This is a genomic window from Pontibacillus sp. ALD_SL1 (assembly GCF_017355605.1).
On sequence record NZ_CP062974.1, the window covers coordinates 612527 to 637976 of the forward strand.

General features: G+C 40.8%; 21 protein-coding genes. 18 read left to right on the top strand and 3 right to left on the bottom strand.

The features are described from left to right. Positions 1–70 precede the first annotated feature (70 nt). The 5 genes from IMZ31_RS03130 (at position 71) to yhbH (ending at position 7019) form a co-directional block, all read left to right on the top strand. A complete protein-coding gene (locus IMZ31_RS03130; RefSeq protein WP_207529166.1) occupies positions 71–2923 on the top strand; it encodes a 2-oxoglutarate dehydrogenase E1 component in 2853 nt (950 codons plus the stop codon). After that, positions 2910–4238 carry a 2-oxoglutarate dehydrogenase complex dihydrolipoyllysine-residue succinyltransferase gene (gene odhB, locus IMZ31_RS03135; RefSeq protein ID WP_207529167.1) on the top strand — a complete coding sequence of 443 codons (1329 nt, stop codon included), beginning with the start codon at positions 2910–2912 and terminating at the stop codon, positions 4236–4238. The genes IMZ31_RS03130 and odhB overlap by 14 nt, the downstream gene beginning before the upstream one ends. A 163-nt stretch (positions 4239–4401) precedes the next feature. Then, a complete protein-coding gene (locus tag IMZ31_RS03140; protein WP_207529168.1) occupies positions 4402–4710 on the top strand; it encodes a hypothetical protein in 309 nt (102 codons plus the stop codon). 26 nt (positions 4711–4736) lie between these two features. After that, positions 4737–5507 (top strand): membrane protein insertase YidC, encoded by a 771-nt coding sequence (gene yidC / locus IMZ31_RS03145; RefSeq protein ID WP_207529169.1) that lies wholly within the window; start codon positions 4737–4739, stop codon positions 5505–5507. 351 nt (positions 5508–5858) lie between these two features. Continuing rightward, positions 5859–7019 (top strand): sporulation protein YhbH, encoded by a 1161-nt coding sequence (gene yhbH / locus IMZ31_RS03150; RefSeq protein WP_207529170.1) that lies wholly within the window; start codon positions 5859–5861, stop codon positions 7017–7019. 92 nt (positions 7020–7111) lie between these two features. Here yhbH and IMZ31_RS03155 read toward each other — a convergent pair whose 3' ends face one another. Beyond that, positions 7112–7576 (bottom strand): hypothetical protein, encoded by a 465-nt coding sequence (locus IMZ31_RS03155; RefSeq protein ID WP_207529171.1) that lies wholly within the window; start codon positions 7574–7576, stop codon positions 7112–7114. 271 nt (positions 7577–7847) lie between these two features. On the opposite strand from IMZ31_RS03155, the gene IMZ31_RS03160 reads away from it, so the two are divergent. The 5 genes from IMZ31_RS03160 to opp4C are packed head-to-tail and all read left to right on the top strand — an operon-like array spanning position 7848 to position 13603. Further along, positions 7848–8873 (top strand): ABC transporter ATP-binding protein, encoded by a 1026-nt coding sequence (locus IMZ31_RS03160; RefSeq protein ID WP_207529172.1) that lies wholly within the window; start codon positions 7848–7850, stop codon positions 8871–8873. After that, entirely contained in the window at positions 8870–9871 is a 1002-nt protein-coding gene (locus IMZ31_RS03165; RefSeq protein WP_207529173.1) for an ABC transporter ATP-binding protein, read from the top strand. Before IMZ31_RS03160 ends, IMZ31_RS03165 begins: the two co-directional genes overlap by 4 nt. Before the next feature lie 35 nt (positions 9872–9906). Further along, a complete protein-coding gene (gene opp4A / locus IMZ31_RS03170; protein WP_207529174.1) occupies positions 9907–11676 on the top strand; it encodes an oligopeptide ABC transporter substrate-binding protein in 1770 nt (589 codons plus the stop codon). A gap of 38 nt (positions 11677–11714) precedes the next feature. Beyond that, on the top strand, positions 11715–12680 hold the full coding sequence (gene opp4B / locus IMZ31_RS03175; protein WP_188654243.1) for an oligopeptide ABC transporter permease: 966 nt from the start codon (positions 11715–11717) through the stop codon (positions 12678–12680). A gap of 11 nt (positions 12681–12691) precedes the next feature. Continuing rightward, positions 12692–13603: an oligopeptide ABC transporter permease gene (gene opp4C / locus IMZ31_RS03180; protein ID WP_207529175.1), complete on the top strand. Its 912-nt coding sequence runs from the start codon at positions 12692–12694 to the stop codon at positions 13601–13603. Positions 13604–14156: 553 nt separating this feature from the next. Here the strand turns inward: opp4C and IMZ31_RS03185 are convergent. Then, positions 14157–14867 carry an alpha/beta hydrolase gene (locus tag IMZ31_RS03185; protein ID WP_207529176.1) on the bottom strand — a complete coding sequence of 237 codons (711 nt, stop codon included), beginning with the start codon at positions 14865–14867 and terminating at the stop codon, positions 14157–14159. A 153-nt stretch (positions 14868–15020) separates the two neighbouring features. Here IMZ31_RS03185 and safA point away from each other — a divergent pair, with 153 nt between their 5' ends. From safA to IMZ31_RS03210, 5 genes are all read left to right on the top strand, one after another. Continuing rightward, positions 15021–15644 carry a SafA/ExsA family spore coat assembly protein gene (gene safA, locus IMZ31_RS03190; protein ID WP_207529177.1) on the top strand — a complete coding sequence of 208 codons (624 nt, stop codon included), beginning with the start codon at positions 15021–15023 and terminating at the stop codon, positions 15642–15644. Positions 15645–15938: 294 nt separating this feature from the next. Then, positions 15939–17153, top strand: coding sequence for a NupC/NupG family nucleoside CNT transporter (locus tag IMZ31_RS03195; protein ID WP_207529178.1), 1215 nt, complete (start codon positions 15939–15941; stop codon positions 17151–17153). 246 nt (positions 17154–17399) lie between these two features. Further along, positions 17400–18824, top strand: a complete 1425-nt coding sequence (locus IMZ31_RS03200; protein ID WP_207529179.1) for an aldehyde dehydrogenase family protein — start codon at positions 17400–17402, stop codon at positions 18822–18824. A 204-nt stretch (positions 18825–19028) separates the two neighbouring features. Then, positions 19029–19376, top strand: a complete 348-nt coding sequence (locus tag IMZ31_RS03205; protein ID WP_207529180.1) for an alpha-helical endospore appendage domain-containing protein — start codon at positions 19029–19031, stop codon at positions 19374–19376. A 23-nt stretch (positions 19377–19399) separates the two neighbouring features. Further along, entirely contained in the window at positions 19400–19867 is a 468-nt protein-coding gene (locus IMZ31_RS03210) for a hypothetical protein (protein WP_207529181.1), read from the top strand. Positions 19868–19870: 3 nt separating this feature from the next. Here IMZ31_RS03210 and IMZ31_RS03215 read toward each other — a convergent pair whose 3' ends face one another. Then, the gene (locus IMZ31_RS03215; RefSeq protein ID WP_207529182.1) at positions 19871–21241 is read right to left on the bottom strand and encodes an MATE family efflux transporter; all 1371 of its coding nucleotides are present in this window, start codon (positions 21239–21241) and stop codon (positions 19871–19873) included. Between the two features lie 113 nt (positions 21242–21354). Between IMZ31_RS03215 and IMZ31_RS03220 the strand changes: the two genes are divergently transcribed. From IMZ31_RS03220 to helD, 3 genes are all read left to right on the top strand, one after another. Beyond that, complete coding sequence (locus IMZ31_RS03220) at positions 21355–22431, top strand: undecaprenyldiphospho-muramoylpentapeptide beta-N-acetylglucosaminyltransferase (RefSeq protein ID WP_207529183.1); 1077 nt, start codon at positions 21355–21357, stop codon at positions 22429–22431. Between the two features lie 282 nt (positions 22432–22713). Further along, positions 22714–23031 (top strand): hypothetical protein, encoded by a 318-nt coding sequence (locus tag IMZ31_RS03225; protein ID WP_207529184.1) that lies wholly within the window; start codon positions 22714–22716, stop codon positions 23029–23031. 117 nt (positions 23032–23148) lie between these two features. Beyond that, positions 23149–25437 carry an RNA polymerase recycling motor HelD gene (helD, locus tag IMZ31_RS03230; RefSeq protein ID WP_207529185.1) on the top strand — a complete coding sequence of 763 codons (2289 nt, stop codon included), beginning with the start codon at positions 23149–23151 and terminating at the stop codon, positions 25435–25437. Positions 25438–25450: the final 13 nt, after the last annotated feature.

Genomic DNA, 25450 nt, shown 5'->3' on the forward strand with positions numbered 1-25450 from the left:
ATTATAATAGAAGATGAGTTTGCAAACGTTTACGTCACAGAAAGCGAACTTCTAATGGGGGTAGTAAACAGTGTCGAACAAAGGGTCTAACGAAAACATTTGGGAACAGTTTCATGGCCCCAACATGGGGTACATCGAAGAACAGTACGATTTATACTTAGAAGATCCAGAGCGGGTCGATTCATCTCTAGTCGAGGTGTTTGAACAATATGGTGCTCCGGAGTGGATAAAAGGGGAAGAGAGCCAGCAAGGTTCTGATAGCCCATCTGCTGCGGATATCCAGAAGGTGACCTCAGCTTTGAAATTGGTTGAGGCTATTCGTCGTTCCGGTCATCTAGAGGCAGAAGTTTATGCCGTTGGTCGAGGCCGAGAGCGTTATTCACCGCTACTCGATCCGAAAACATATAATTTGTCGGAGAATGATTTGAAATCCATTCCAGCGAAATGGATTTGGCCTGAAGCGCCTAATGGAGTATCGAATGGACTTGAAGCTATTCATACGTTAAAGCAGCAATATGCTGGACGTATTTCTTTCGAAGTAGATCATGTTCACAATGAGGAAGAACGTACGTGGTTACAAGACAAGATTGAACAAGGTACGTATAGAGTAGATTTCAATGATGATAAGAAGAAGCAAGTCCTGAAACTATTAGCTCAAGTAGAAGGGTTTGAACATTTTCTTGCTAAAACCTTCGTTGCTCAAAAGCGATTTTCAATTGAAGGTTTAGATGTCATGGTTCCAATGCTTGATCACATTGTGCAAGCAGCATCTGAAGAGGACGTCGAGCATGTGATGATGGGGATGGCTCACCGTGGCCGTTTAAATGTCTTAGCTCACGTATTAGGAAAGCCATATGACCGAATCTTCTCTGAATTTCACCATGCTCCAAATAAGGAGCTTGTGCCATCAGAAGGTTCAATGGGCATTAATTATGGTTGGACTGGTGATGTGAAATATCACTTTGGTGCTAGTCTTGATGTTGAGAAGGAAGAGCGAACAACACGTGTAACCCTTTCTCACAACCCATCTCACCTTGAATTTGTCGATCCAGTTGTACAAGGGTTTGCCCGTGCAGCTCAGGATAGCCGCGAAGAACGTGGTTTGTCAGATCAGGATACTAGTAAAGCCTTCTCAATTCTTATTCATGGGGATGCAGCCTTCCCAGGTGAAGGGGTTGTAGCTGAAACGCTAAATATGAGTGACTTGCCGGGCTATCGCACAGGTGGAGCCGTTCATATTATTGCCAACAATCTAGTTGGATTTACAACGATTCAAAAGGACGGGCGTTCGACTCGTTATGCAAGTGATCTTGCTAAAGGGTACGAGATCCCGATTATTCATGTGAACGCTGATGATCCAATTCAGTGTTTGTCTGCCATGCAGCTAGCATATGAATACCGTAAGAAGTTCCATAAAGACTTCTTGATTGACCTTGTAGGGTATCGTCGCTTTGGTCATAACGAAATGGATGAGCCTCGTGCTACTCAGCCTGAGTTGTATTCAGAAATCGATGATCATGCCACGGTTGCAACGTTGTATGCAGAGCAACTTCAGGATGAAGGTGTGATTGAGGAAGGGTACTTCGACCAAGTGAAAGAAGAGGTTGACGAGAACTTCCGCCAAACGTATGAAAATATGAAAGAAAATGAAACAGGAGAACGTGATGCGAAAGATGTTCCAGAAGAAATGGTAAGTGGACTAGATTCCATTGATACATCTGTTTCGCTAGATGTCCTGAAAACGTTGAATAAAGGTTTATTACAACGTCCAGAAGGCTTCAATGGCTTTAAGAAGTTAGAGAAAATCCTTCAGCGTCGTGAAAATGTTCTTGAAGAAGGGAACAAAGTAGATTGGGCTACAGGTGAATCGCTTGCTTTCGCCTCAATCTTGCAAGATGGTAAGCCGATCCGTTTAACAGGTCAGGATAGCCAGCGAGGAACTTTCGCACATCGTCACCTTGTTTTACATGATGTAGAAGATGGATTTACCTATTGCCCGATGCATGGTTTAGAAGAAGCGAATGCTTCATTTGATATCTATAATAGCCCGTTAAATGAAGCGGGTGTGCTTGGCTTTGAATATGGGTATAGCGTTCTGGCGCCAGAAGCCCTTGTTCTATGGGAAGCGCAATATGGAGACTTTGCCAATGCAGGTCAGGTAATCATTGATCAATTCATTTCAGCCGGACGTGCAAAATGGGGAGAGAAATCAAGTCTTGTGATGTTGTTACCTCATGGTTATGAGGGACAAGGCCCTGAACACTCCAGCGCCCGTTTAGAGCGTTATTTGACGATGAGTGCAGAGTATAACTGGACGGTTGCAAATGTAACTTCTTCCGCTCAGTACTTCCATTTGCTTCGTCGCCAGGCTGCAATTGGTGGTAAAGACGCAGCACGTCCACTCGTGCTCATGACTCCAAAGAGCCTTATTCGTAACCAACGTGTTGCTTCAGATGGTAAAGAATTTAGTGAAGGACAATTCCAGCCACTTAAACCGCAGCGCGGATTAGGGAAAAACGAAGATAAAGTGACACGTCTTGTTATTGGTAGCGGGAAGGTCATGATTGATCTAGAAGACAGGATCGAAAATGAAGATCAAAACTGGGACTGGCTTCATATCGTTCGGGTAGAACAGATCTATCCATTCCCAGAAAAGCAACTGCAGGAAATACTGGAACAGTATCCAAATATCGAAGAAGTGGTATGGGTCCAGGAAGAACCGCGTAATATGGGCGGATGGGACTTTGTTAAAGAAACACTTTATCAATTAGTAAACAATACACACGAAATTAAATATATTGGACGTCCAAAACGTTCTTCACCAGCTGTCGGTGAACCGAATATTCACAAGACAGAGCAAAACAGAATCATCCAAGAAGCACTGAAGCTATCTAAAGGAGGAGATTCCAATGAAGGAAATTAAGGTACCAGAACTTGCAGAATCCATTACAGAAGGCACGGTCGCAGAATGGCTCGTCAAAGAAGGCGATTCCGTTGAAAAAGGCGATGCGATCCTTGAACTAGAAACAGACAAAGTAAATGTTGAAGTAAACGCTGATGCTTCTGGCGTCATCTCCGAACTTCTAGTTGAGGAAGGAGACGACGTTGAAGTAGGGGATACCGTTGCAAAAATAGATGAAAACGGTGAAAGCGGCGGTTCTTCTGAGGCTGAAGAAGATAGCGGCCAACAAGAAGAATCTGAGCAACAAGAAGAGTCGTCTGATAATGGAAAACAGGAATCTTCCAAGGACAGCAAAGAACAAGCTTCAGAGAAACAAGAAGATACAAAGGATGATAGCAAAGAAGATCCGAATAAAGATGTCGTAGCTTCTCCTGCTGCTCGTAAGAAAGCGCGTGAATTGGGGATTGACCTGCGAGAAGTTAAGCCGAATGATCCGTTAGGGCGCATTCGTCCAGAAGATGTAGAGGCAGCAGCCAACCAATCTAAAGAGGACAAAGGTTCTAAGGATAGCAAGAAAGAAAGTAAGAAATCTAAGAAATCAGATGAGAAGTCATCTGAGAAGACCGAATTCGAAAAGCCAGTTGAACGTGAGAAGATGTCTCGTCGTCGTCAAACGATTTCAAAACGTCTTGTTGAAGCACAGCAAACGGCTGCTATGCTTACAACGTTTAATGAGGTAGATATGACTGCGGTTATGAATCTTCGTCAAGAACGTAAGGATCAGTTCCTACAAAAGCACGATGTAAAACTTGGTTTCATGTCCTTCTTCACCAAAGCTGTTGTCGGTGCTCTTAAGGAATTCCCACTTCTTAACGCTGAAATCCAAGGCGATGAGATTGTGAAAAAGAAATTCTATGATATCGGTATGGCCGTATCTACAGATGAAGGACTTGTTGTTCCAGTTGTTCGTGATGCAGACCGATTAGGGTTTGCTGGTATTGAGAAAGAAATTGGTCGTCTTGGCAAGAGAGCTCGTGACAAAGAGTTAGCGCTAGACGAGCTACAAGGCGGTTCATTCACAATCACAAATGGTGGAATCTTTGGTTCTATGCTTTCTACGCCAATCCTAAACGCTCCACAGGTAGGGATTTTAGGAATGCACAACATCCAAAAACGTGCAATGGTTATGCCAGATGATTCTATTGAGGTTCGTCCGATGATGTACATTGCATTGTCCTATGACCACCGCATTGTTGATGGGAAAGAAGCGGTTCAATTCCTTGTTCGTATTAAAGAAATGTTAGAAGATCCATACAATCTTCTACTAGAAGGTTAATAAGATTATCTAAAAGCCCGTTCTGCTCTCGTTTGCAGAACGGGCTTTTTAGGTTGGTTGTTTGAGAGTAGAAAAAGTAGTAGACTGATGGCAAGAAACATGAAACGCATTTAATGATTGTGCCGTAAATGTAAGAGATGCAAAGAAGAAATGAGGCAGATGAATGAATATGCTTATCGAATATCTTTTGGATATGGATTTAGTCAATGACCCTTTTCTTTATTCATTTTACGTAAGTTTGTTCTTATCCCTTGCGTTTAATAGAGTATGGGGTTCACTCGTTGGCGATGCAGCCAATCTATTCTCAAAAGATTGGTCCATTAAACAAACAACTATTCAATTACCGTCTCATATGAACAGTGGAGTAAAACCGACTGACCATTTCGTTAGTTGGTTTTGCAAAACAATAGGGAGACAAGAAAGTTCACCAGATGATGAAGACTACCTCAATAATCGGTTACTCATTTTATAATCGACTATTGAGGAGGATGAAATAGAATGAAAGCTTTATGGAAATCAAGTCTGCTATTTTTTGTTACAGCATTTGTACTGTCAGCATGTTCAAGTCAGGATGATGGTGGAGATGGAATTCTTCACAACTTATTCGTTGAACCATTCACGAAAGCCATTGAAATGGCAGCCTCTGTTACAGGCGGAAATTACGGGGTAGCCATTATTGTCATTACCGTAATCATTCGCCTTGTGTTAATGCCTCTTATGCTGAACATGTATAAAAGCCAGCAACAAATGAAGGTGAAAATGGCAGGAATGAAGCCTGAAATGGATGATATTCAGGCAAGAATGAAAGAGGCCACTCCTGAAGATAAACAAAAGATGCAGCAGGAAATGATGGCTCTATACCAAAAACATGGCGTGAATCCACTAAATATGGGATGTCTGCCTATGCTTTTACAAATGCCAATTTTAATGGGCTTCTACTTTGCAATTCGAAGCTCAGAAACCATTGCCACACATTCTTTCTTATGGTTTAACCTTGGCGAACCCAATATTGCAATGGCTCTCATTGCAGGAGCTTTATATTTTGTTCAATACAGGGTTTCATTAGTCGGCGTACCAGCATCACAACAAAAACAGATGAAGCTCATTGGTCTACTGTCTCCAGTAATGATTCTTATCATCTCTCTTAACGCTCCTGCAGCGTTACCAGTTTACTGGGCAGTAGGTGGGCTGTTCTTAATTGTCCAGACGATTATTGGGCGCAAACTGTATCAAACAGAAACAGAACCTGTACCGCAAACTTCAAACTAACTATAAACTAAAGCCCAGGCCCCTCTATAGGATCCTGGGCTTTAGTTTCTTTGGAAAACGATGAGGTAGGCAGTCTTATCACTATTGGCCTCAAATGAACATGACAATACATGTCCTCTATTTATGACCGACTCATAATAGACGGCATTCGCACATATGATGAAAGACATAAAACGTTAGGTGAGGCACGGTCAGCTTACAGGTATTATAAGTATTGTCGCGGACGGAACGCTATGGGTGCAAGCAGTCATGTGCGGAAAGTGACAAGTTTTTAAATAAGTTTTCAGAATTTTTAATCAAAATGACAACTTCTGCATATGATAGAGTAAACAAAATGGAGGAGGGGTAAGGATGAGTCGTTCGAAAAATTTTGTGATTTCTGAAGAGAACTGGTCCCTCCATAGAAAAGGGTATGATGATCAGCAGCGCCACCAAGAAAAAGTTCAGGATGCGCTGAAGAATCAACTCCCGGACCTGATTTCTGAAGAAAACATTGTGATGTCAAATGGGAAAGATGTTGTGAAGATTCCGATTCGGTCGTTGGATGAATATAAGATTCGCTATAACCATGATAAGAATAAACATGTAGGGCAAGGTGAAGGAGACAGCCAAGTCGGAGATGTCATTGCTAGAGATGGATCCCCGCAACAAGCGCAAGGAAAAGGTGAGAAACCAGGTGATCAGCCTGGTGAGGATTTTTATGAAGCAGAGATTTCGATTGCGGAGTTAGAAGAGGCTTTGTTTAACCAGTTGGCTTTGCCGAATTTGCAGGAGAAAGAGAAAGATAACATCATTACAACGGATATTAATTTTAATGACATTCGGAAAACGGGATTACAAGGAAATATCGATAAGAAACGTACTATGCTAGAAGCGTTTAAGAGGAATGCTATGGGAGGGGATGCAACGTTTAATCCAATCTACCCAGAAGACATTCGATACAAGACGTGGAATGAGGAAGTAAAGCCGGAGTCAAAAGCGGTTGTGTTAGCCATGATGGATACCTCAGGTTCAATGGGTATGTGGGAAAAGTATATGGCTCGTAGTTTCTTCTTCTGGATGTCACGTTTCTTGAGAACGAAATACGAAACAGTGGATATTGAATTTATCGCCCACCACACAGAAGCCAAAGTTGTCCCAGAAGATGACTTCTTTTCAAAAGGAGAAAGTGGAGGAACTATTTGTTCGTCGGCGTATAAGAAGGCACTTGATTTAATCGATAAGAAATATAACCCTGAGCGTTACAACATCTATCCATTTCACTTCTCTGATGGAGATAACTTAACTTCTGATAATAAACGATGCTTACAGCTTGTGGAACAATTAATGGATGTATCGAGTATGTTTGGATATGGTGAAGTGAATCAGTATAACCGTCATAGTACCCTAATGTCAGCCTATAAGAAAATTGAAGATGAGCGCTTCAGACACTTTGTTTTAAGAAGAAAAGCTGATGTATTTTACGCGATGAAGCATTTCTTTAAAGAGGAAGATGAGGAAGTGTTGGTATAAGAAAAACTCGAGTCCCTCGAATAAGGGACTCGAGTTTTTTTGTGTAATTAACTAAAAAGGCATAAACTCTTTAAGTTTATGCCTTTTTTAACTTAGAGTGAAGCAAGGTCCTCCATTACAATGCGGCGATCTGGCTCGTTTTTAATATCCTCACAAGCATTAAGAGCTAGTCCTTTGTATTCTTCTTTCTTCTCCGTTTGCCCAGCTAATTTGTACGCTCTTGCCATTGCTTCATATGCAAAAGCCAAGTCAAAATCTCCGATCTCTTCATCCAAACATAAGTCTAAACAAACCTTAGCATGATATAGGGCAGGTTCCGCTCGGCCACTAACAGAATATACTCTGGCTAGTTGCCAATCCCCTCGAACTTTGTTGAGCGGCGTCCCAATTTGTTCCCAGTGATACCTCGAGGCATGTGCAGCATGAATCATTGTTTGCTCTTGATCTGAAGTTCGAACTTCGAGATCAAGAAAGGTCCAAACGTAATTAAATAAATCTACGGCCATTTTCTTATGAAAATCCTCTAAATTATGTAACTGATCCACGTCTTGTTTCATTGTTCTCCTCCTATTGTATGGGTTCTACATCTTAATATTCGACACAAATTCATATGACCCTTTTTGTTTAATAGGCCGGAATGATTATTTAACATGAAAATTAAGCGTCAAATATTACAATATAATTACAAATCTTTAAAAAATTTCGGACATATTACAATAAATTGTTAATAAAGCATTGACGTTCTACCAATAAATAGTTTACTATAATAAAAAATCAGAAAATTATTAATTATAATACATTTGTAAAAATTAAATCTGAGGTGTCCTAATGAATAACTCACAATCAAATGTAAATCATGAACCTTTACTTCAGGTAAAGGGCTTAGAGACGGCCTTTAGTATTGAGGGGAAAGACCACAATGCGGTCGACGGTGTTTCTTTTAATGTCGAAAAAGGTAAGATCGTTGGAATCGTTGGAGAGTCCGGTTGTGGAAAAAGTGTAATGTCTTTATCTGTTATGAATTTGTTACCAAAAGGAATCGGGAAAATCCGAAATGGAGAGGTTCTTTTTGAAGGAAGAAATTTAGAAGGTTTAGATGATAAAGAAATGAATAAAATTCGCGGTAAAGATATATCGATGATCTTCCAAGAGCCTATGACTTCCTTAAACCCGGTATTTACAATTGGTTATCAGTTGGAGGAAGTACTCCATAACCATTTTAAATTGTCAAAAAAAGAAGCACGGGAAAAAGTTGTACAACTCTTATCAGCTGTTGGAATTTCAAGAGCAGACCGTATTGTTGATGAGTATCCTCACCAGTTATCTGGTGGTATGAGGCAGCGCGTCATGATTGCCATGGCGATTGCATGTCAGCCAAAGTTACTAATCGCAGATGAGCCTACAACAGCATTGGATGTAACGGTACAAGCTCAAATCCTTGAGCTACTTCAAGATATTCAAAAGAAAAATGATATGGCGATTATCTTTATCACACACGATCTTGGAGTTGTATCTGAGACTTGTGATGAGGTTATTGTTATGTATGCAGGAAGAATTGTAGAGCGTACGGATGTTCAGCGTCTATTCAATTCACCTAAACATCCATATACAGAATTGTTGATGGGAGCTATTCCACGATTAGAGGAACAGAAAGATATGCTTGCAACAATCGATGGAATTGTGCCTTCATTGACGAAGATGCCAGAAGTTGGGTGTCGATTTGCTAATCGTTGTCCAAAAGCTATGAAAGAATGCACAACCGTTACACCTAAGTTAGCGAAAAATGAAGAAGGTCATGAAGTAGCTTGCTTACTCTACGAAACAAGTCGACCTGAAGAAGAGGTGTTACGATGAGTATAACCGAATTGAACAAATCTCAAACCGAAAAGTTGCTCGAAGTGAACGATTTAAAGATGCATTTTCCGGTAAAGGGCGGTTTCTTTAAAAGAACAATAGGAGCTGTGAAAGCAGTAGATGGTGTTTCCTTTGATATTAAAAAGGGTGAAACGCTAGGCCTTGTAGGAGAATCTGGGTGCGGGAAATCTACTACAGGTCGTTCCATTTTAAGATTGTTAGATCCTACGGATGGAGAGGTTCTCTTCAATGGTGAGGATATTACGAAATTAACAGGTAAAAGACTCCGGGATATCCGTCAAGATATACAAATGGTGTTCCAGGACCCTTACGCATCTTTAAATCCCATGCAAATGGTTGGGGATATCGTAAGCGAACCTATTAAGAACTACCATAAAAACCGCAAAGGTGAAGAACTGAAAGCGGAAGTTATGGATTTATTAACTCGTGTAGGTCTTCCTGAAGATGCTTATTATAAGTATGCGCACGAGTTCTCAGGTGGACAACGTCAACGTATTGGAATTGCTAGAGCGCTTGCGCTTAAACCGAAGCTCATTATTGCGGACGAGCCTGTATCTGCATTGGACGTTTCTGTACAGTCACAAGTGTTGAATCTATTAAACGAGTTACAAGATGACTTTGATTTAACCTATCTTTTTATTGCACATGACTTAAGTGTTGTAAAACACATGAGTGATCGAATTGGTGTTATGTATCTAGGAAATATCATGGAAGTAGCTGATAAGAGCTCTATTTATGCAGAGCCTTTACACCCTTATACTCAGGCATTGATTTCAGCTGTGCCAGATGCCTCGAAAATGGGGCAAAAACGTGAGCGTATCGTCCTTGAAGGGGACGTTCCAAGTCCTGAAAATCCACCATCTGGATGTCCATTCCATACAAGATGTCCAAAAGCGATGGATGAATGTTCTAAAGTCAAACCTCAATTAAAGGAGGTGAAACCAGGTCAGCACGTCGCATGTCTTCTTTATGAATAATCATTCAAAAAATTATCAGGGGGGTTCATTTTTTCATGAATAACAAAAGAAGTTTTTATTGGTTAATGTCTTTAATGTTAATGCTAACGTTATTCTTAGCAGCATGTAACAGTGATGCTAACGGAGATTCTGGTGAAGGTGACGGTGGAGAAACCGACACGGAAGATACTACTGAAAACACAGACTCTGAAGGTGACAGTGGAGAAGATGCAAGTGGAGAGCCACAAGAGGGTGGAACGTTAAATTACGCAATTGATGGTGAACCAGAAGGTATTCTGAACGTTCACTATTATGGTACAGCAACGGACTTTGAAATTATCCAGTTCGCTGTTGATCCATTATTCGAATATGACGAGAATTTAGCCATTCAACCAAATGTTGCTGATTGGAGCACTGAGGATAACAAAGTTTATACCTTTACATTTGAAGAAGGTATTAAATGGCATAATGGCGATGAGCTAACTGTTGAAGACTGGAAGTTCGCACTTGAAACGCTTGCTAGCCCTGATTATGAAGGTCCTCGCTATGCAAACGTTGAAACAATTGAAGGTGCAAAAGCATACCGTGATGGAGAAGCAGACAGCATCTCTGGTATCGAAGTTATTAGTGATTATGAAATTAAGATTACATTCGACAAAGCTCGTGTAAACAACTTACTTAATGTTTGGTCATATCCTATGAACCGTAGCTATTGGGAAGGTGTAGAAGTAGCTGACATTCTTGACAGCGAAAAAACACGTCAAAGCATGATGGGTACTGGACCATTTAAACTTACTAAAGTTGTACCTGGTGAATCGTACCAGTTTGAAGCAAATGAAGACTATTGGAAAGGCGCTCCAAAGCTAGACAAAGTTATCGTTAAAGTAATTGATAACAAAGCAGTAATTGGTGCTCTTGAAAATGGCGATGTGGACATGGTTCCTGTTCACCCAACACTAGGTGAGCAAGTAGAAAATATGGAAAATGTTGATCTTGTAACATACCCAGGTCTTGCATACTACTATGTTGGATTCAAATTTGGTAAGTTCGACAATGAAAAGAAAGAAGTTGTTGAACAAAATGACAAGTATGCAAACTTAGAGCTTCGTAAAGCAATGTACCATGCAATTAACCGTGATGAGTGGATTGACGCATTCTTTAGTGGTTATGGTTCTAAAGTAAATGCTCCAGTACCAACGGCTCACTGGATTGCAGCTGATCAAGACGAACTAAACGACTATGCATATGATCCTGAAAAAGCGAAGAGCCTTCTTGATGAAGCAGGCTATAAAGATGTAAACGATGACGGTTTCCGTGAAGATCCAAATGGTGATGAATTTGTTATTAACTTTGCACACTATTCTTCTACAAACCCAACTTTTGAGTCTCGTGCAAAAGCATTGACTCAGTACTGGGAAGAAGTAGGTCTGAAGGCTGAACTAGAAATGATCGAATCAAGCCTTTACTATGACAAGCTAGAGAAAGATGCTGAAGGTATTGAAGTGTACTTCGGCGGTTGGGGAACTGGTTCTGACCCAGACCCATCAGCACTTTGGAAATCTGACCAGCTGTGGAACTACACTCGTTGGGTAAACGAAGAAAGTGATCAGCTTCTAGAAGATGCGATTGATATTGATGTAGTTGGTACAGATCAAGAAAAACGTAAAGAAGTTTATGGTGAATGGCAACAACTTCTTAACGAGCAGCTTCCAATGCTTTATATCGCTGAACTTCAAGAAATTTATGGTGTAAACAAACGTGTAGGCGGAGTAGAATTTGATGTATCAGGTTCAAACAGCCCTCACGAATGGTACATCCAGAACTAAGACCATCTTGTAAGTTTTATTAGATAAGGGGAATGTCCATGTTAAAGTACACACTTCGTAGATTATTAGGCATGATTCCGATGTTACTCCTTATCTCCATTGTAGTGTTCTTCCTGGCATTAGCTATGCCAGGAGATCCCTTCTCTGGAGAGATAGATCCGAATAATACCGATCCAGAGTATATTGAAGAAATGCGTGAGAAATTGGGGTACAATGATCCAATTCACGTACAGTATTACGATTGGATTACTGGGTTTGTTCAAGGAGATTTTGGTAAGTCTGTTAAGTACAAGATCCCTGTAAGTGATTTAGTTGCTCAACGTTTGCCAAACACTTTATTCTTGGGAATAATGTCATTAGTCATCACATACTGCTTTGCCTTTGCTATGGGAATGACAGCTGGGAGAAAGCCTTACACAAAATTGGATCACTTTATCGGTGGATTTAACTACATGATGTTGGCTATCCCTAGTTATATCGCAGGTGTTTTTGCGATTTACTTCTTCTCATTCCAATTAGGTTGGTTTCCGTTTAACGGTTCCGTTAACATAGCCGTTGATGAAGGTACACTAGACTGGTGGTTAAGTAAGGTCTATCATACGTTCTTACCTGCACTAGTATTAGGGGCTATGGGAACGGCGAGTTACACACAATTCTTGCGTAACGATATTATTGATAACAGTAACAAAGACTTTGTGCGGACAGCGCGTGCGAAAGGTACGCCTGAGTCTAGAATTTATAACCACCATATCTTAAGAAACTCTGTCATTCCATTGATTACATTCTTAGGTTTTGACTTAGTATCTCTAGTAAATGGTGCGTTGATTACGGAAACGATTTTTACTTATCCAGGTTTAGGACAATTATTCCTAACGTCAGTTCAGGCTTCTGACTATCCTACTCTGATGACGTTAACATTGATGTTCTCGTTTATCGTTTTAGTCGGTAACTTAATAGCTGATATATTATACGGAATCGTTGACCCAAGGATCAGAATTGATTAGGAGGTGTGGCTATGGAAGTTGTTCCTAACAAAGACCCACAACTAAAAACAACAAAGCCACCCAAGAGTATGTCCCCTTGGGCAATGGCCCGTAGAAAGTTTATGAAGAACAAATTAGCGATGATTAGTTTAGTTTATTTAATCATTTTAGCAATCCTATCCTTCTTAGCTCCGTACATAACTACCGTGGATATTTCACGAGTTAATATTGGGCAAATGAAACTCCCTCCTTCTTCCGAGCACTGGTTTGGAACAGATACTAGTGGAAGAGACGTTTTCGTTCGTTTGTTATACGGAGGCCGTGTTTCATTATTTGTAGGAATTAGCTGTACGATGATTATCTTGTTCCTAGGAGTCATAGTAGGAGCAATTGCCGGTTTCTTCGGTGGTATTGTAGACAGCATGTTGATGCGTTTCACGGACTTTGTTCTGAACTTCCCATTCTTAGTATTCGTTATCGTTCTTAACGCGATTCTATTCGGTAAAGTAGGCGGTGTCGGTGTACTAATTGGGGTTATTAGTCTTCTCGGTTGGGGTGGGGTTGCCCGTCTTGTCCGTAGTAAGATCTTATCTGAGAAAGAAAATGAATATGTACTGGCTGCTACTTCAATCGGAGGCAGACCCAATAAAGTCATAATGAAACACTTGCTACCAAACGTTTTGACAACAGTCATTGTTCAAGCGACAATATTGTTTGCAAACATGATCGTAGCCGAATCAGCTTTAAGTTACTTAGGCTTCGGTGTTCCGCAGGAAGTGCCAAGTTGGGGGAACATGTTAAGCGCCTCTCAACAACCTGAAGTTCTTCAGGATATGCCATGGATCTGGGTTCCACCAGCGGTAATTCTTGTGTTTACCATCCTAGCTATTAACTTTATCGGAGAAGGGGTTAAAGACGCCTTTAATCCAAAATCCTTCCGTTAAGTAAAATCTACCAAAGATTCTTTGGTAGATTTTTTTTATTTCCACGAAGACTCGATGTTGAGACACTTTATTGTGACTGGGGGCCGTTACTCTTATAAGTGCAAGGGCAGGCTTGGGGACTACTCGCTTTCCTGCGGGGAGCTGGGAAGTCTCCTCGTTCGCTTTCGCTCTCTGTGGGGTCTCCCCTAGGCTCCTTACCCCGCGGGAGTCTCGCAGTCCCCAAGCCTGCCCTAACGTTAAACAGGTGAACGGCCCGCTTATTATATTTGCTCTTAATCCCCATACTTACCAACTCTGGCACGTTTCCGTCTCTCCCTATTTGGCAAAGGTGGGCCTGGAAATTGCGAGACTCCTGCGGGTGAAAGAGGTAGACGAGACCCCGCAGGGTGGTTTTCCCGAGGAGGCTCGCCAGCTCGCCCGCGGAAAGCGAGTGGTTTCCAGGCCCACCTTACGCTCCATTAAGGCTGACGGAAACATCACTCCATTTGTCGCATAACATAACCATCTCAAAACTAAGTCTTCCATATAAGGAGGGCTTACCTATCTTATTAGTTTAATAAGACTCCGTACGTTTACTGTGATCCAAAAATTCAAAACACATATCAATGAGGTCGCTTTGGTCAGGCCCATGGCAGACCATATGCTTCGATTGAGGCAAGAAGTGAAGAGTTTTTTCTGTGACTTGGATGGAATTATAAATGTATCTGGCGCTCTTTGGGGGGAGCAATCCATCTTCTCCACCTTGAAGGATTAAAGTAGGGGTTGTGACCTGTTTGAAATACGGGCGGAACTCACCTACGAGTTTCTGAAATTGAAGTGATGCGCTCGCTGGCGCATTTCCCATGCGTCTGATATACCGATGAAATAGATCATTTTCAAGTAAATCTCCCCGTATACCATCCTTGGCCATTTTCCATAAATCCTTAGCAATTTGTGAAATGTCTATATAATGAGCGGATGTACTTAAAAGAACAAGTTTATCAACCTTGTAAATAGTGGAGAGGTAAGCCGCGATGACTCCCCCCATCGAGTAGCCGATTATATATACGGTATCACACCTTGCTTTCAACTTTCTTAAATCGTTTTCTGCCTTGTGCACCCAGTCCATATACTCACGTTCTTTCAGTGATTCATCCTCGTTGTGTCCGGGTAGAATCGGGATTTTTAATTCCCAGTTCGAATGCTCTTCAATTTCTTTATAAAGGGGCTCTAATTCGTAAGGAGCTCCACCAAATCCATGAATGAAGAGACAGCCTACAGCCAATATAACCACTCCTTGTATTTAGTGACTCTAGAGCAGTACCCTTTTTTGTCCTTCATTAATATAGGTTTTGTTAACGTTTGTTTAGATTTATGAGTATTTTTCCTTATTTTAGGCACACTACACATGATTACAAAAAATAAGGAGCGATAAGAAATGAAGAAGATTATATTTTCCCTTCTTTTTGCAGTTCTGCTTGTTGCCATGATTGTGCCAGGTTCTAGCCATGCACAGAGTACGGATACATATACCGTAAAGAGTGGTGACACCCTTTGGAAGATCTCTAAGCGATATCAAATTGGGCTGACAGAAATTATTAATGCCAACCCTCAATTTAGTAATCCTGACTTAATTTATCCTGGTGATCAAGTTACAATTCCGCTTAAAGGAGACCTTAAATCAGTTGAACAAGAAGTCATTCGCCTTACAAACAAGGAACGGGCGAAGCAAGGGTTACCTGCTTTAAAGAGTGATTGGCAGTTATCGCGTGTAGCGCGTTACAAATCACGTGATATGAGAGACCAGGGTTACTTCGCCCATAATTCTCCAACTTATGGATCACCGTTTGAAATGATGAAGTCGTTTAATATTTCGTATCGTAAAGCAGCAGAAAATATTGCAGCAGGACAACGCACTCCACAAGAAGTTGTTCAAGCATGGATGGATAGTCCTGGACACAGAAAGAATATTCTAGATAAAGACCTAACCTATATTGGGGTAGGATATGCTCAGGGCGGGAGCTATGGCCACTATTGGACTCAACAATTTATTACAAAATGATGTAAAAGTCAGCCTTTTCGGCTGGCTTTTTTTTGTATGAAAAGCACCTCTACACGACATGATTCAAACGCAATAGGACAATACTACGAGAGCGGGCAAAAAAAATTATTTATTGAAAATAGCGATAAATTAACGTTTTTCCCTATGTAAGCGTTTATTTGGAAATGTTTGCATTTGCATGACGTCTGACAACTTGGTATGATTCTGTAAGAAGGTATTAATGAAAGCATTTTCATTGCCGTCATATCAATTATTATTAAATTTATATAAAAGGGAAAGGGAGGCATTTGTGCCATGAATATTTTACTTGGCTTGCTTGCAATTGTAGTGGTTCTTGGTATCGGATTTTTAATGTCCAATAACAGAAGCAACATTAATTATAAAGGTATCGGAATTATGCTTGTGCTTCAATTGTTTACGACTTGGTTTGTGTTCAATACTAAGATTGGTAAGATCATTATTACGGGGATATCAGGTGCGTTTGATCAGCTCATTCAATCTGGACGAGCTGGTGTGAGTTTTATTCTTCCAAACGTTGCAAACGTTGGGGAAGATGGAAGCCCGATGAACGTCTTCTTCCTAGATGTTCTTTTGATCATTATTTTCTTCGCTGTTCTTCTTTCTGTACTAACGTATTTGAAAATTTTACCTACAATTATTAAATACTTGGGAGCTGCGATTTCTAAAATCACAGGTCTTCCAAAAGTAGAATCATTTAACGCTGTAAACAGTATGTTCTTTGGCCAGTCTGAAGCGTTATTGGCGATTAAGTCCCAGTTTCACCACTTAGAAAATAACCGACTGTACATCGTAAGTGCCTCCGCAATGGGATCTGTATCTGCTTCAATTGTAGGTGCATATCTTGAAATGTTACCAGAACAATTTGTACTTGTAGCGATTCCGTTAAACATGTTTAGTGCTCTTATTCTTGCATCAATCATCGCTCCTGTAAAAGTTTCTAAAGAAGAAGACCATGTAGATATTAAAGAAGTCTCAAACGCAAACAGTTTCTTCGAGGCAATGGGGAACGGAGCTCTTGATGGCGGTAAAATTGCTTTAATCGTAGCTGCTATGTTGGTAGCATTTACTGCTTCTCTTGACTTTGTTAACTTCCTGATCTCTGGCGTTTTCGCAGGGGTTACACTAGAACAAATTCTTGGTTATGTATTAGCTCCACTTGCTTTCTTAATGGGTGTTCCTTCTGGCGATCTCCTTCAGGCAGGTAGCTTAATGGGGACGAAAATCATCACAAACGAATTCGTTGCAATGCTTCAAATGACAGATATTATGGCTAATCAGCCAAATGAATTGTCCGAAAAAACGATTGGTATTGTATCTGTGTTCCTTACAAGCTTCGCGAACTTCGCTTCTATCGGTATTATTGCCGGTACAGTTCAAGGAATTGATAGTAAGAAGGGTGCAGCCGTGTCCAAGTTTGGTTTGAAGTTGTTAATCGGTGCGACACTTGGTTCTGTACTATCCGCAACAATCGCTGGACTATTCTTATAAAGTCTAAAACGCTTAGAACAATATGTTCTAAGCGTTTTTTTATGCCATTATCGCCCACAGGAAAGCGAGTGGTTTCCAGGCCCATCTTACACTAAACTAAAGCTAACGGAAACATTCTCGCAGCTTCGAGTTTTCATAATTACTGCCCGCTTATGGAATAGGAGAAGAGCTCGTGCTTTGATGTTTACAATTTCCTAATAAAGGTAATATCCAAAGGAATATTCCAAATAAAGGAGTGCTCGTATTATGGAGCAGTACGGACTTTTTATAAATGGTGAATGGGCAAAATCCAAAGAAACTGTAGAGGTGTACAATAAGTATACTCAAGAAGTGTTTGCGAATGTTTCGAAAGCCGGGAAAGATGAGGTAGACCAGGCGATTGCTAGTGCAGAGTCGGCGTATCGTAATAAAGAAATGTCTCCTTATTCGCGCTTTGAAGTTCTCCATAAAGTAAGTAAGTTGTTACAGGAACATAAAGAAGAAATGGCCCAAATTATTACGGCTGAGGCAGGGAAACCAATTAAGCAGGCAAGGACTGAAATAGACCGAGCTACTCAAACATTTGAACTGTCTGCTGAAGAGGCGAAACGGATTCATGGAGAAGGTGTCCCTGTGGAGGCAGCTCCTGGGTCAGAGAATCGGATGGCTTTTACCATCAAGGTACCTGTTGGAGTCGTTGGGGCGATCAGTCCTTTTAACTTCCCTGTAAACCTTGTGTCTCATAAGATTGCTCCGGCTATAGCTGCTGGGAATGCTGTTGTCCTTAAGCCAGCTAAGAACACACCAATCTCTTCTTTAAAACTGGCACAGTTATTCCAAGAAGCAGGCCTACCTGAAGGGTTTTTAAACGTTGTAGTAGGATCTGGGTCAGATATTGGTAGCCAAATGATGAAGGATGAGCGTATCAACCTTTATACGTTTACGGGGAGTGCCGAAGTTGGGTTAAAGCTAAAGCAAAATACAGGCTTGAATAAGTTGATTTTAGAGCTTGGAAATAATTCACCTGTCATTGTAGACAAGGCAGCTAATGTAAAGTGGGCTGCAGAAACTTTAGCTCAAAAGAGTTTTGCTTTTGCAGGTCAGGTATGTATTTCTGTTCAGCGCATGTACGTTCATGAAGAAGTAACAGAAGAATTCAAGAAACATTTTATTAACGCTACGAAAGAGTTAAATGTAGGTGATCCAACAGATGATGACACGGATGTAGGACCGATGATTAGTCAGGGCGAAGCAGAACGGGTTGAAGAGTGGATTCAGGAGGCCAAAGGACAAGGGGCTGATGTTATTCACGGAGGCCAACGAAAAGGATCTGTTTTTGAACCCACTTTGTTAACAAACGTAGACCACTCTATGAAAGTCGTTTGTGAAGAGATCTTTGCACCTGTAGTGACAATGATGTCCTTCACTGATCTTGATAAGTGTATTCAAGAGGTAAACAAATCAAACTATGGATTACAAGGTGGAATCTTTACACAAGATGTCGATCGTGCTTTTAAAGCTGCTCGGAAAGTAGAAGTTGGTGGGTTTATGATTAATGATGCTTCTCAGTACCGTGTAGACCTTATGCCTTATGGGGGTGTTAAGAACAGCGGCTGGGGTAAAGAAGGACCAAAATACACGATTGAGGATATGACGGAAGATCGTTTAGTTGTTATGAATTTAGAACAATAAGGGTATCAAAAGCTCGTTTTGGAATTATTCCAAAACGAGCTTTTTTAGTCGAATGCTGCTGAATCTTCAAATTTCCCAGGTAATAATGTTAAATATTGAGGACTGGTATAAAGAATCAATAAATAGTTGTCATTACGAACTAATGATGAGCCATATACTGAAATGAACTCAATAAAAGCTGATCAATGAGTTAGGAGGTTTTATATGAGTATGTCCAAAATGCCCCATCAGCCGAATCGTCCTAACAAAAAAGAAGTAACGATTGATTTATTAGAATCTATTGCGTTAGAAGAAATGGCCCTGGCTAATCTTTTAAATGCAGAAGCAGAAAAAATTCATGCTTTTGTAGGGGAGTGCCTTGACTTTCCTTCTAAGCCACACCCTCATGAAATTATTTCTTTTAATAAAGGGGCTAGGAAATTTGTAGATAGTATTATTATGAAAGAATGGCTACTGTTGAAAAAGCTAGAGGAAGTATGTGAATGTTTACCATTACAGGATTCTCACCATCCTCACTACTGCACCTGTCATGATGATGGAAATGATTGTTGATTGATTATAGAGGAGTGTAGGGCATGAACAAAGGATCTTCACAGCAAAGGAGGCGATTATTACATAGTTTCTTTACATCAGCGAGTAGCTGTTTGGAGCTAATCTATGTGGTGAAGAGGTATAGGCAGGGATCTGCAAACGAACTACATCCCGAACTAGACTGTGATTATATAAAGATGCTTTCTGCAATTTGTAAGTGGTTTGAAATTTGGGAAGAGAAGATCGAGTGTTTGATGAGAATCACACCGATTGAGGATGTCCATGAATGGGCTTATGATTCAGTCGTGAAAGAATGGCAAAACCTTTACATGAAACTTGATAAAGATATTGATAAAAACGATGCGCCCCCATATAGTAATCCTAAGTTTCTGGAGTTATTTCACGTGTTGGCTCGGATTAATAGATGGATTGATACATGGAGAAGCGATAACGATCAGGCGAGGATCTGGATTAATCCAGCTATTCATGATATAAAAGCCAATGACCCATAAGTGTCATTGGCTTTTCGTTGCGTTTGTTGTTGAAGGAGCCCCTTTTTGAACATATAAGAGACGAATAAACAGTGTGATGGCTCCTGCAGCAAGCCCCGTGATTAGCCCCATCCAGTACCCCGCTGGCCCAAAGAATGTGTGAGTCGCCATTAAATATCCGCTTGGTAACCCGATTACCCAATAAGATACAAACGCCATAAGTAGAGTGATATTTACGTCTTTATATCCTCTTAGTGCACCTTGAATAGGAGCGCCAAATGCGTCAGAGAGCTGGAAGAATATGGCGTAGAATAAGAAGTGTTTTGTCATTTCAATTACTTCTGTTTGATCATTGTAAAGTCTTGCGACAGGTCCATCGAATACGTAAATCGCTATTCCGCACAGTATTGAGAGTATAACGGCTATGCTTATACCGAGATAGCTGTATTGCTTTGCGTGGTCACGACGATTCCCGCCTGCTTCAAATCCAACAGCAATTGTTAAAGCCATTGCGATGCTAAGAGGGATCATGTATAGGAACGATGCAAAGTTAATCGCTGCTTGGTGAGCGGCAATAGTATTAGTACTATAGGTGCTCATGAGGATCGTAACAGCCGAAAAAATACTAACTTCAAAAAATATTGCAAATCCAATCGGTACCCCAATTTTTAATTGGTTCCACCATGCTTGGATAGAAGGTTTCTCGAATACTTTGAAGATGGCATAAGTAGAAAATGGACGAACTCGTATAATAATAATGACTGTAAATAACAACGTTACCCAGTATGTCAAAGACGTTGCGATTCCAGTACCAACACCTCCGTAAGCAGGGAATCCGAACTTACCGAAAATGAAGACGAAATTAAAAACGATGTTGAATGGAAGGGATAAAAGGGTAATGACCATCGTAACCCTTGTCGCCCCAAGTGCATCTATAAATGATCGAAGGCCATTATAAATAAATAACGGGATTATGCCAGTACTTAAAGCGATTAAATAGTCTTTTGCAATCAAACGAACATCTGACTCTAGCTTCATTAAGTTTAGGATAGGATCGAGAACAAAGAATCCAATGACCAGAACGAATAGGGCAAGCAATGTGGAAAGGTAGACGCCCTGTCGAACGGCGCTAGGCACATCCTGTTTCTGATCGGCTCCGGTCAGTTGTGCTACGATAGGAGAAAGGGCTAACATAATCCCGTTTATTCCTGTGAAAACGGGGACCCATAGGCTTGATCCTATTGCAACACCTGCTAGATCCTCAGCACCCGCATTACCAGACATAACGGTGTCAAAGAAGTTCATTGCATACATACCAAGCTGGGTGACAAGAATCGGGCCTAAAATGATAAGAAATAATTTAATTTTTTGTTGCCATGTATTTGTTTTGTACATGAAACTCTTCCTTTTATCCGAAATTTCTTTTACGATAAGGGGGATTATAGCATACATTCTACTGATACTGTGAAATTTTGAAAATGTTTCTATATAGAAAGGACGTCAAAGCTATGAATACAAAGAGAATTCTCTTTACCGGTGGGGGAACGGCAGGACATGTGATCGTCAACCTTGCCCTTATACCTGAATTTCAAAAGGAAGGATGGGAAGTTGATTATATTGGTTCTCATGAAGGAATCGAGCGTCAATTGATCGAGTCTCTTGGGGGAGTTACCTACTACCCGATATCAACCGGTAAACTACGCCGCTATTTCTCTAAGGAAAACTTTAAGGATCCTTTCAAAGTGTTAAAGGGTACTGGGCAAGCCTATTCAATTATGCGGAAGCGAAAGCCCCAAGTCATTTTCTCTAAAGGTGGATTTGTATCCGTGCCTGTACTACTAGCTGCACGGATGGCTGGGGTACCGTCTGTTATTCATGAATCGGATTATACACCGGGACTTGCGAACAAATTAGCCATGCCTTTTGCTAAGAAAGTACTAGCAACATTCCCAGAAACGATGAACCATATATCTGATAAGAAAGCAGAGTGGGTTGGAGCTGTTGTCAGAGAAGAGCTGTTCGAAGGGGACGCTGCAAGAGGGCGTGCCTTATGCGACTTTACCCGAAACAAGCCTGTTTTACTCGTGATGGGCGGAAGTATGGGATCGAAGAAAATTAACGATGCCATTCGGGATAATTTAGATGAACTATTAAAAGAATTCCAACTCGTCCATCTCTGCGGAAAAGGGAATCAAGATGACAGTATTCATCGACCTGGTTATGTACAATTTGAATACGTTAATCAGGAATTAAATGACCTATTTGCCATGACTGATTTTGTAGTCTCGAGAGCTGGCTCAAATGCGATCTTTGAATTCCTTGCCCTTAAAAAGCCTATGCTTCTAATTCCACTCTCTCGACACGCTAGTAGAGGGGACCAAATTCTAAACGCACAATCCTTCCAAAAGCAAGGCTATGCCCGGTCCGTTGAGGAAGAAGAGTTGGATGAGAAACGCTTCTTAGAAGAAGTCCGCCAGTTAAGTGAAGAGAAAGAAAAGATGTTAGAAGCAATGAGTCAGTATCAAAGCAGGCGCGCGAAAGAACAAGTGATAGATATTATTAAATCACACGCAAAATCGAAATAATTGTTGAATAAGAGCCCCTTACCCGCCCAAGAAAATTCTTGGGCGGTTTGTTTTCGTTGTTACTTCTTATAATATCCTTATTCAAGTGTACCGGGGTCTCACCAGCTCCCCACAGGAAAGCGAGTGGTTTCCAGGCCCACCTTACACTCAATTAAAGCAAACGGAAACATCCTCTCCACTTCGAATCTTCCATATAAGGGCGCTTATGTGGAAGAGAAACATCTATCTATAAAGGGTTGTATTCTTTATAATAGAATCAGGATTATGAGGAAGGGGAAGGGTATGAAAGATCTAGTGTGTCGTTATTGTGGGAAGAAGATCGAGAAGAAACAACTGCGGACAGCGATTCGCCGTTTGAAGATTTATCCTTTTCATAAAGAGTGTTTTGAACTAAAAGAGGAAGAAACCATATCAATTGATGAAATGTGGAAACCTATAAACCAAGTAGGGTGGACAATTACCTCAATTGCACTACTTATTCTTGCGATTATGTTGGGAGTAACGGATTGGCTAGGCAACCTAGGTAACTTTATTGGAGTATTAGCATTATACCCAATGATCATTCGTATCATTTCCTATGTTGTCTATGAAACGAAGTGAGTATTTCTTTATTTTGGAATATGGATGTGCTAGAGTAGGTACGTTGCTTCGGAATTGTATGTGCTCTACCACGTCCGACTCGTCATTCACATCACACTTGTGAAAGGAGAATGGCAGATGAAAGAACATCCTGATTATCAAGAAGAACTAGATCGTTTAACGTTTACTAAAGTGTATATGGATTCCGTTATAGCTGCCCAGCAATCGGATCAGGAAACGTTGAAGAAACGTCAGGAGAGTACAGTAGCCTCTCTTGATTTTAAGGACAGTAGTTTAAAGTACCAGGACATGCTTACCCATGCGAACTTCATGAAGATGTCCAAAGATCAGCTAGAAAACCTCAAGAAACTCCGAAAGAAACCGTATTTCGCCCGCATTGACTATCATCGAAAAGAGAAACCAGAACGTGAAATATTTTATATTGGGAAAGTGTCCTTGTTCGACCGTGAAACCCAACAACCGATTATTCTTGATTGGCGCTCGCCGCTTGCAAACGTCTACTACGAGGGTCGTGTGGGGGATGTGAGCTATGAGGCGCATGGTGAATGGTATGAGGGGAATGTTTCCTTAAAGCGTCAGTATTCCATTGAAGAAGGAGAACTCCTTGACTTTAGGGATATTGATATCACTACAAAAGATGACTTACTTCAGGACTCTTTATCCCAGAACGCCGACCATCGTTTAACTGAAATCGTTTCGACCATTCAAGAAGAACAAAATCGTGTCATCCGTGCTGACCTCCGCAAGCCAATTGTTGTGCAGGGGGCTGCTGGGAGTGGGAAGACAACGATTGCTCTGCACCGAGTTTCCTATTTCTTATATACACTACAAGATATTTTTCGACCTGAGGAAATGCTAATACTAGCTCCAAACCGTTTATTCATTGATTATATGAAAGAGGTTCTTCCTGAATTAGGAGTAGAAAAAGCAAGGTCGACAACGTTTGTAGACTATGTCCAGCTTATTACGGGACATACGTTCTCTGTACAAACACAACATGAGACGCTAATGAATGTATTAGAACATTCCGGTGAGGAAGAGGCCATATTGAAGATGGCAGAATGGAAAGGGTCTATGCCGTTACAGAATGTACTCGATCATTTTCTGCAACATGTGAAGAAAGAATTTTTAGTGGAAGATGATCTGAAAATTGCTGGATTCCGCGTAGTAAATGGGAAGAAGATGAAGAAGCTCTTTTTAGAAGACTATTCCTACTTACCATTTTATAAGCGAAAAGAAAAGATTCGTCAGATCCTTATAAGTGATGTAAGACGAAAAAAGAAAGTCATGCTCGAGAAAATGACGAAGAAATATGATGATGAGCTTGATCGCGCCCTGTATGGCATAAAAGATGCTGACAAACGAAAGCGACGCGTAAGCTTTCTTTTGGATCAGAAAGATGCGAAACTAAAACAAATTGAAACGGAATCTAAAAAGGCTGTTCGTGATTATATGAAACAGTACCCTAATGCTTCTTTGAGTGAATACTTTACACGCTTTTATGAAGAAGAGCTCTTTGACACATTACTTGAGAAGCACCTGTCGAAAGCAGACCGCCAGTTTATGAGGTCGCACACGCTTCAACAGCTCAATAAAAATAAGATAGACGCTGAGGATTTAGCAATGTTGCTGTATCTGCATGCAAACTTATATGGGCTTGATCCTGATTATAGAGCAAAAAAAGTCGTAATGGATGAAGCACAAGATTATTCGTATATGGAGTTTGTTAGCTTGAAGAGAGCATTGAATACAGATTTATTTACGATTGTTGGGGATCTAGCTCAAGGTATTTATCAATATCGTGGGTTAAAAAAGTGGCAACCTATTTTAGAACATGTGTTTAGGGAGCCTAATTACTTAACGTTACAGAAGACGTACCGAACCACAATTGAGATTATGCAAACCGCTAATGATATTTTGAATTTGATGGACGAACCACTGCCACAGGCTGAGCCTGTGGTGAGGCATGGGGAGAAACCAATCTTCTATTCGACTTTGAAAGAAGATTGGGAAAAGGCGTTATACGAAGAGTTTATGAAGCTTAGTGAGAAAGGGTTTAAAAGCTTTACGATCATTGGGAAGACCATTAAAGAGTGCAAAGCCATTTATGAACACATGTCTCTTTATTTTCCTGAAGAAGAGATTCAGCTCGTTCAGGGACAAGAAGAGATGGAGAAAGATCGCGTCATTATTCTCCCTGTATATTTAGCGAAAGGACTAGAGTTTGATTGCGTCTTCTTAGTGAATTTGCAAGAAGGTTATGAGTCAACTGAATTAGATCGAAAGTTATTGTACGTTGCGATGACAAGACCGCTTCACAGACTACAATTATGGAGTAAGGATCCAAAGAATTTTCTGCTTCACCGAGTTCGCCCAGATTACTACCAAGTGCCAGACACCCTTTAGTTAGCTAAAGGGT

Bases quoted from the DNA above. Each gene is read 5' to 3' on its own strand.
- odhB (WP_207529167.1), top strand. From the start codon at position 2,910: ATGAAGGAAATTAAGGTACCAGAACTTGCAGAATCCATTACAGAAGGC.
- IMZ31_RS03140 (WP_207529168.1), top strand. From the start codon at position 4,402: ATGAATATGCTTATCGAATATCTTTTGGATATGGATTTAGTCAATGAC.
- yidC (WP_207529169.1), top strand. From the start codon at position 4,737: ATGAAAGCTTTATGGAAATCAAGTCTGCTATTTTTTGTTACAGCATTT.
- yhbH (WP_207529170.1), top strand. From the start codon at position 5,859: ATGAGTCGTTCGAAAAATTTTGTGATTTCTGAAGAGAACTGGTCCCTC.
- IMZ31_RS03155 (WP_207529171.1), bottom strand. From the start codon at position 7,576: ATGAAACAAGACGTGGATCAGTTACATAATTTAGAGGATTTTCATAAG.
- IMZ31_RS03160 (WP_207529172.1), top strand. From the start codon at position 7,848: ATGAATAACTCACAATCAAATGTAAATCATGAACCTTTACTTCAGGTA.
- IMZ31_RS03165 (WP_207529173.1), top strand. From the start codon at position 8,870: ATGAGTATAACCGAATTGAACAAATCTCAAACCGAAAAGTTGCTCGAA.
- opp4A (WP_207529174.1), top strand. From the start codon at position 9,907: ATGAATAACAAAAGAAGTTTTTATTGGTTAATGTCTTTAATGTTAATG.
- opp4B (WP_188654243.1), top strand. From the start codon at position 11,715: ATGTTAAAGTACACACTTCGTAGATTATTAGGCATGATTCCGATGTTA.
- opp4C (WP_207529175.1), top strand. From the start codon at position 12,692: ATGGAAGTTGTTCCTAACAAAGACCCACAACTAAAAACAACAAAGCCA.
- safA (WP_207529177.1), top strand. From the start codon at position 15,021: ATGAAGAAGATTATATTTTCCCTTCTTTTTGCAGTTCTGCTTGTTGCC.
- IMZ31_RS03195 (WP_207529178.1), top strand. From the start codon at position 15,939: ATGAATATTTTACTTGGCTTGCTTGCAATTGTAGTGGTTCTTGGTATC.
- IMZ31_RS03200 (WP_207529179.1), top strand. From the start codon at position 17,400: ATGGAGCAGTACGGACTTTTTATAAATGGTGAATGGGCAAAATCCAAA.
- IMZ31_RS03205 (WP_207529180.1), top strand. From the start codon at position 19,029: ATGAGTATGTCCAAAATGCCCCATCAGCCGAATCGTCCTAACAAAAAA.
- IMZ31_RS03210 (WP_207529181.1), top strand. From the start codon at position 19,400: ATGAACAAAGGATCTTCACAGCAAAGGAGGCGATTATTACATAGTTTC.
- IMZ31_RS03215 (WP_207529182.1), bottom strand. From the start codon at position 21,241: ATGTACAAAACAAATACATGGCAACAAAAAATTAAATTATTTCTTATC.
- IMZ31_RS03220 (WP_207529183.1), top strand. From the start codon at position 21,355: ATGAATACAAAGAGAATTCTCTTTACCGGTGGGGGAACGGCAGGACAT.
- IMZ31_RS03225 (WP_207529184.1), top strand. From the start codon at position 22,714: ATGAAAGATCTAGTGTGTCGTTATTGTGGGAAGAAGATCGAGAAGAAA.
- helD (WP_207529185.1), top strand. From the start codon at position 23,149: ATGAAAGAACATCCTGATTATCAAGAAGAACTAGATCGTTTAACGTTT.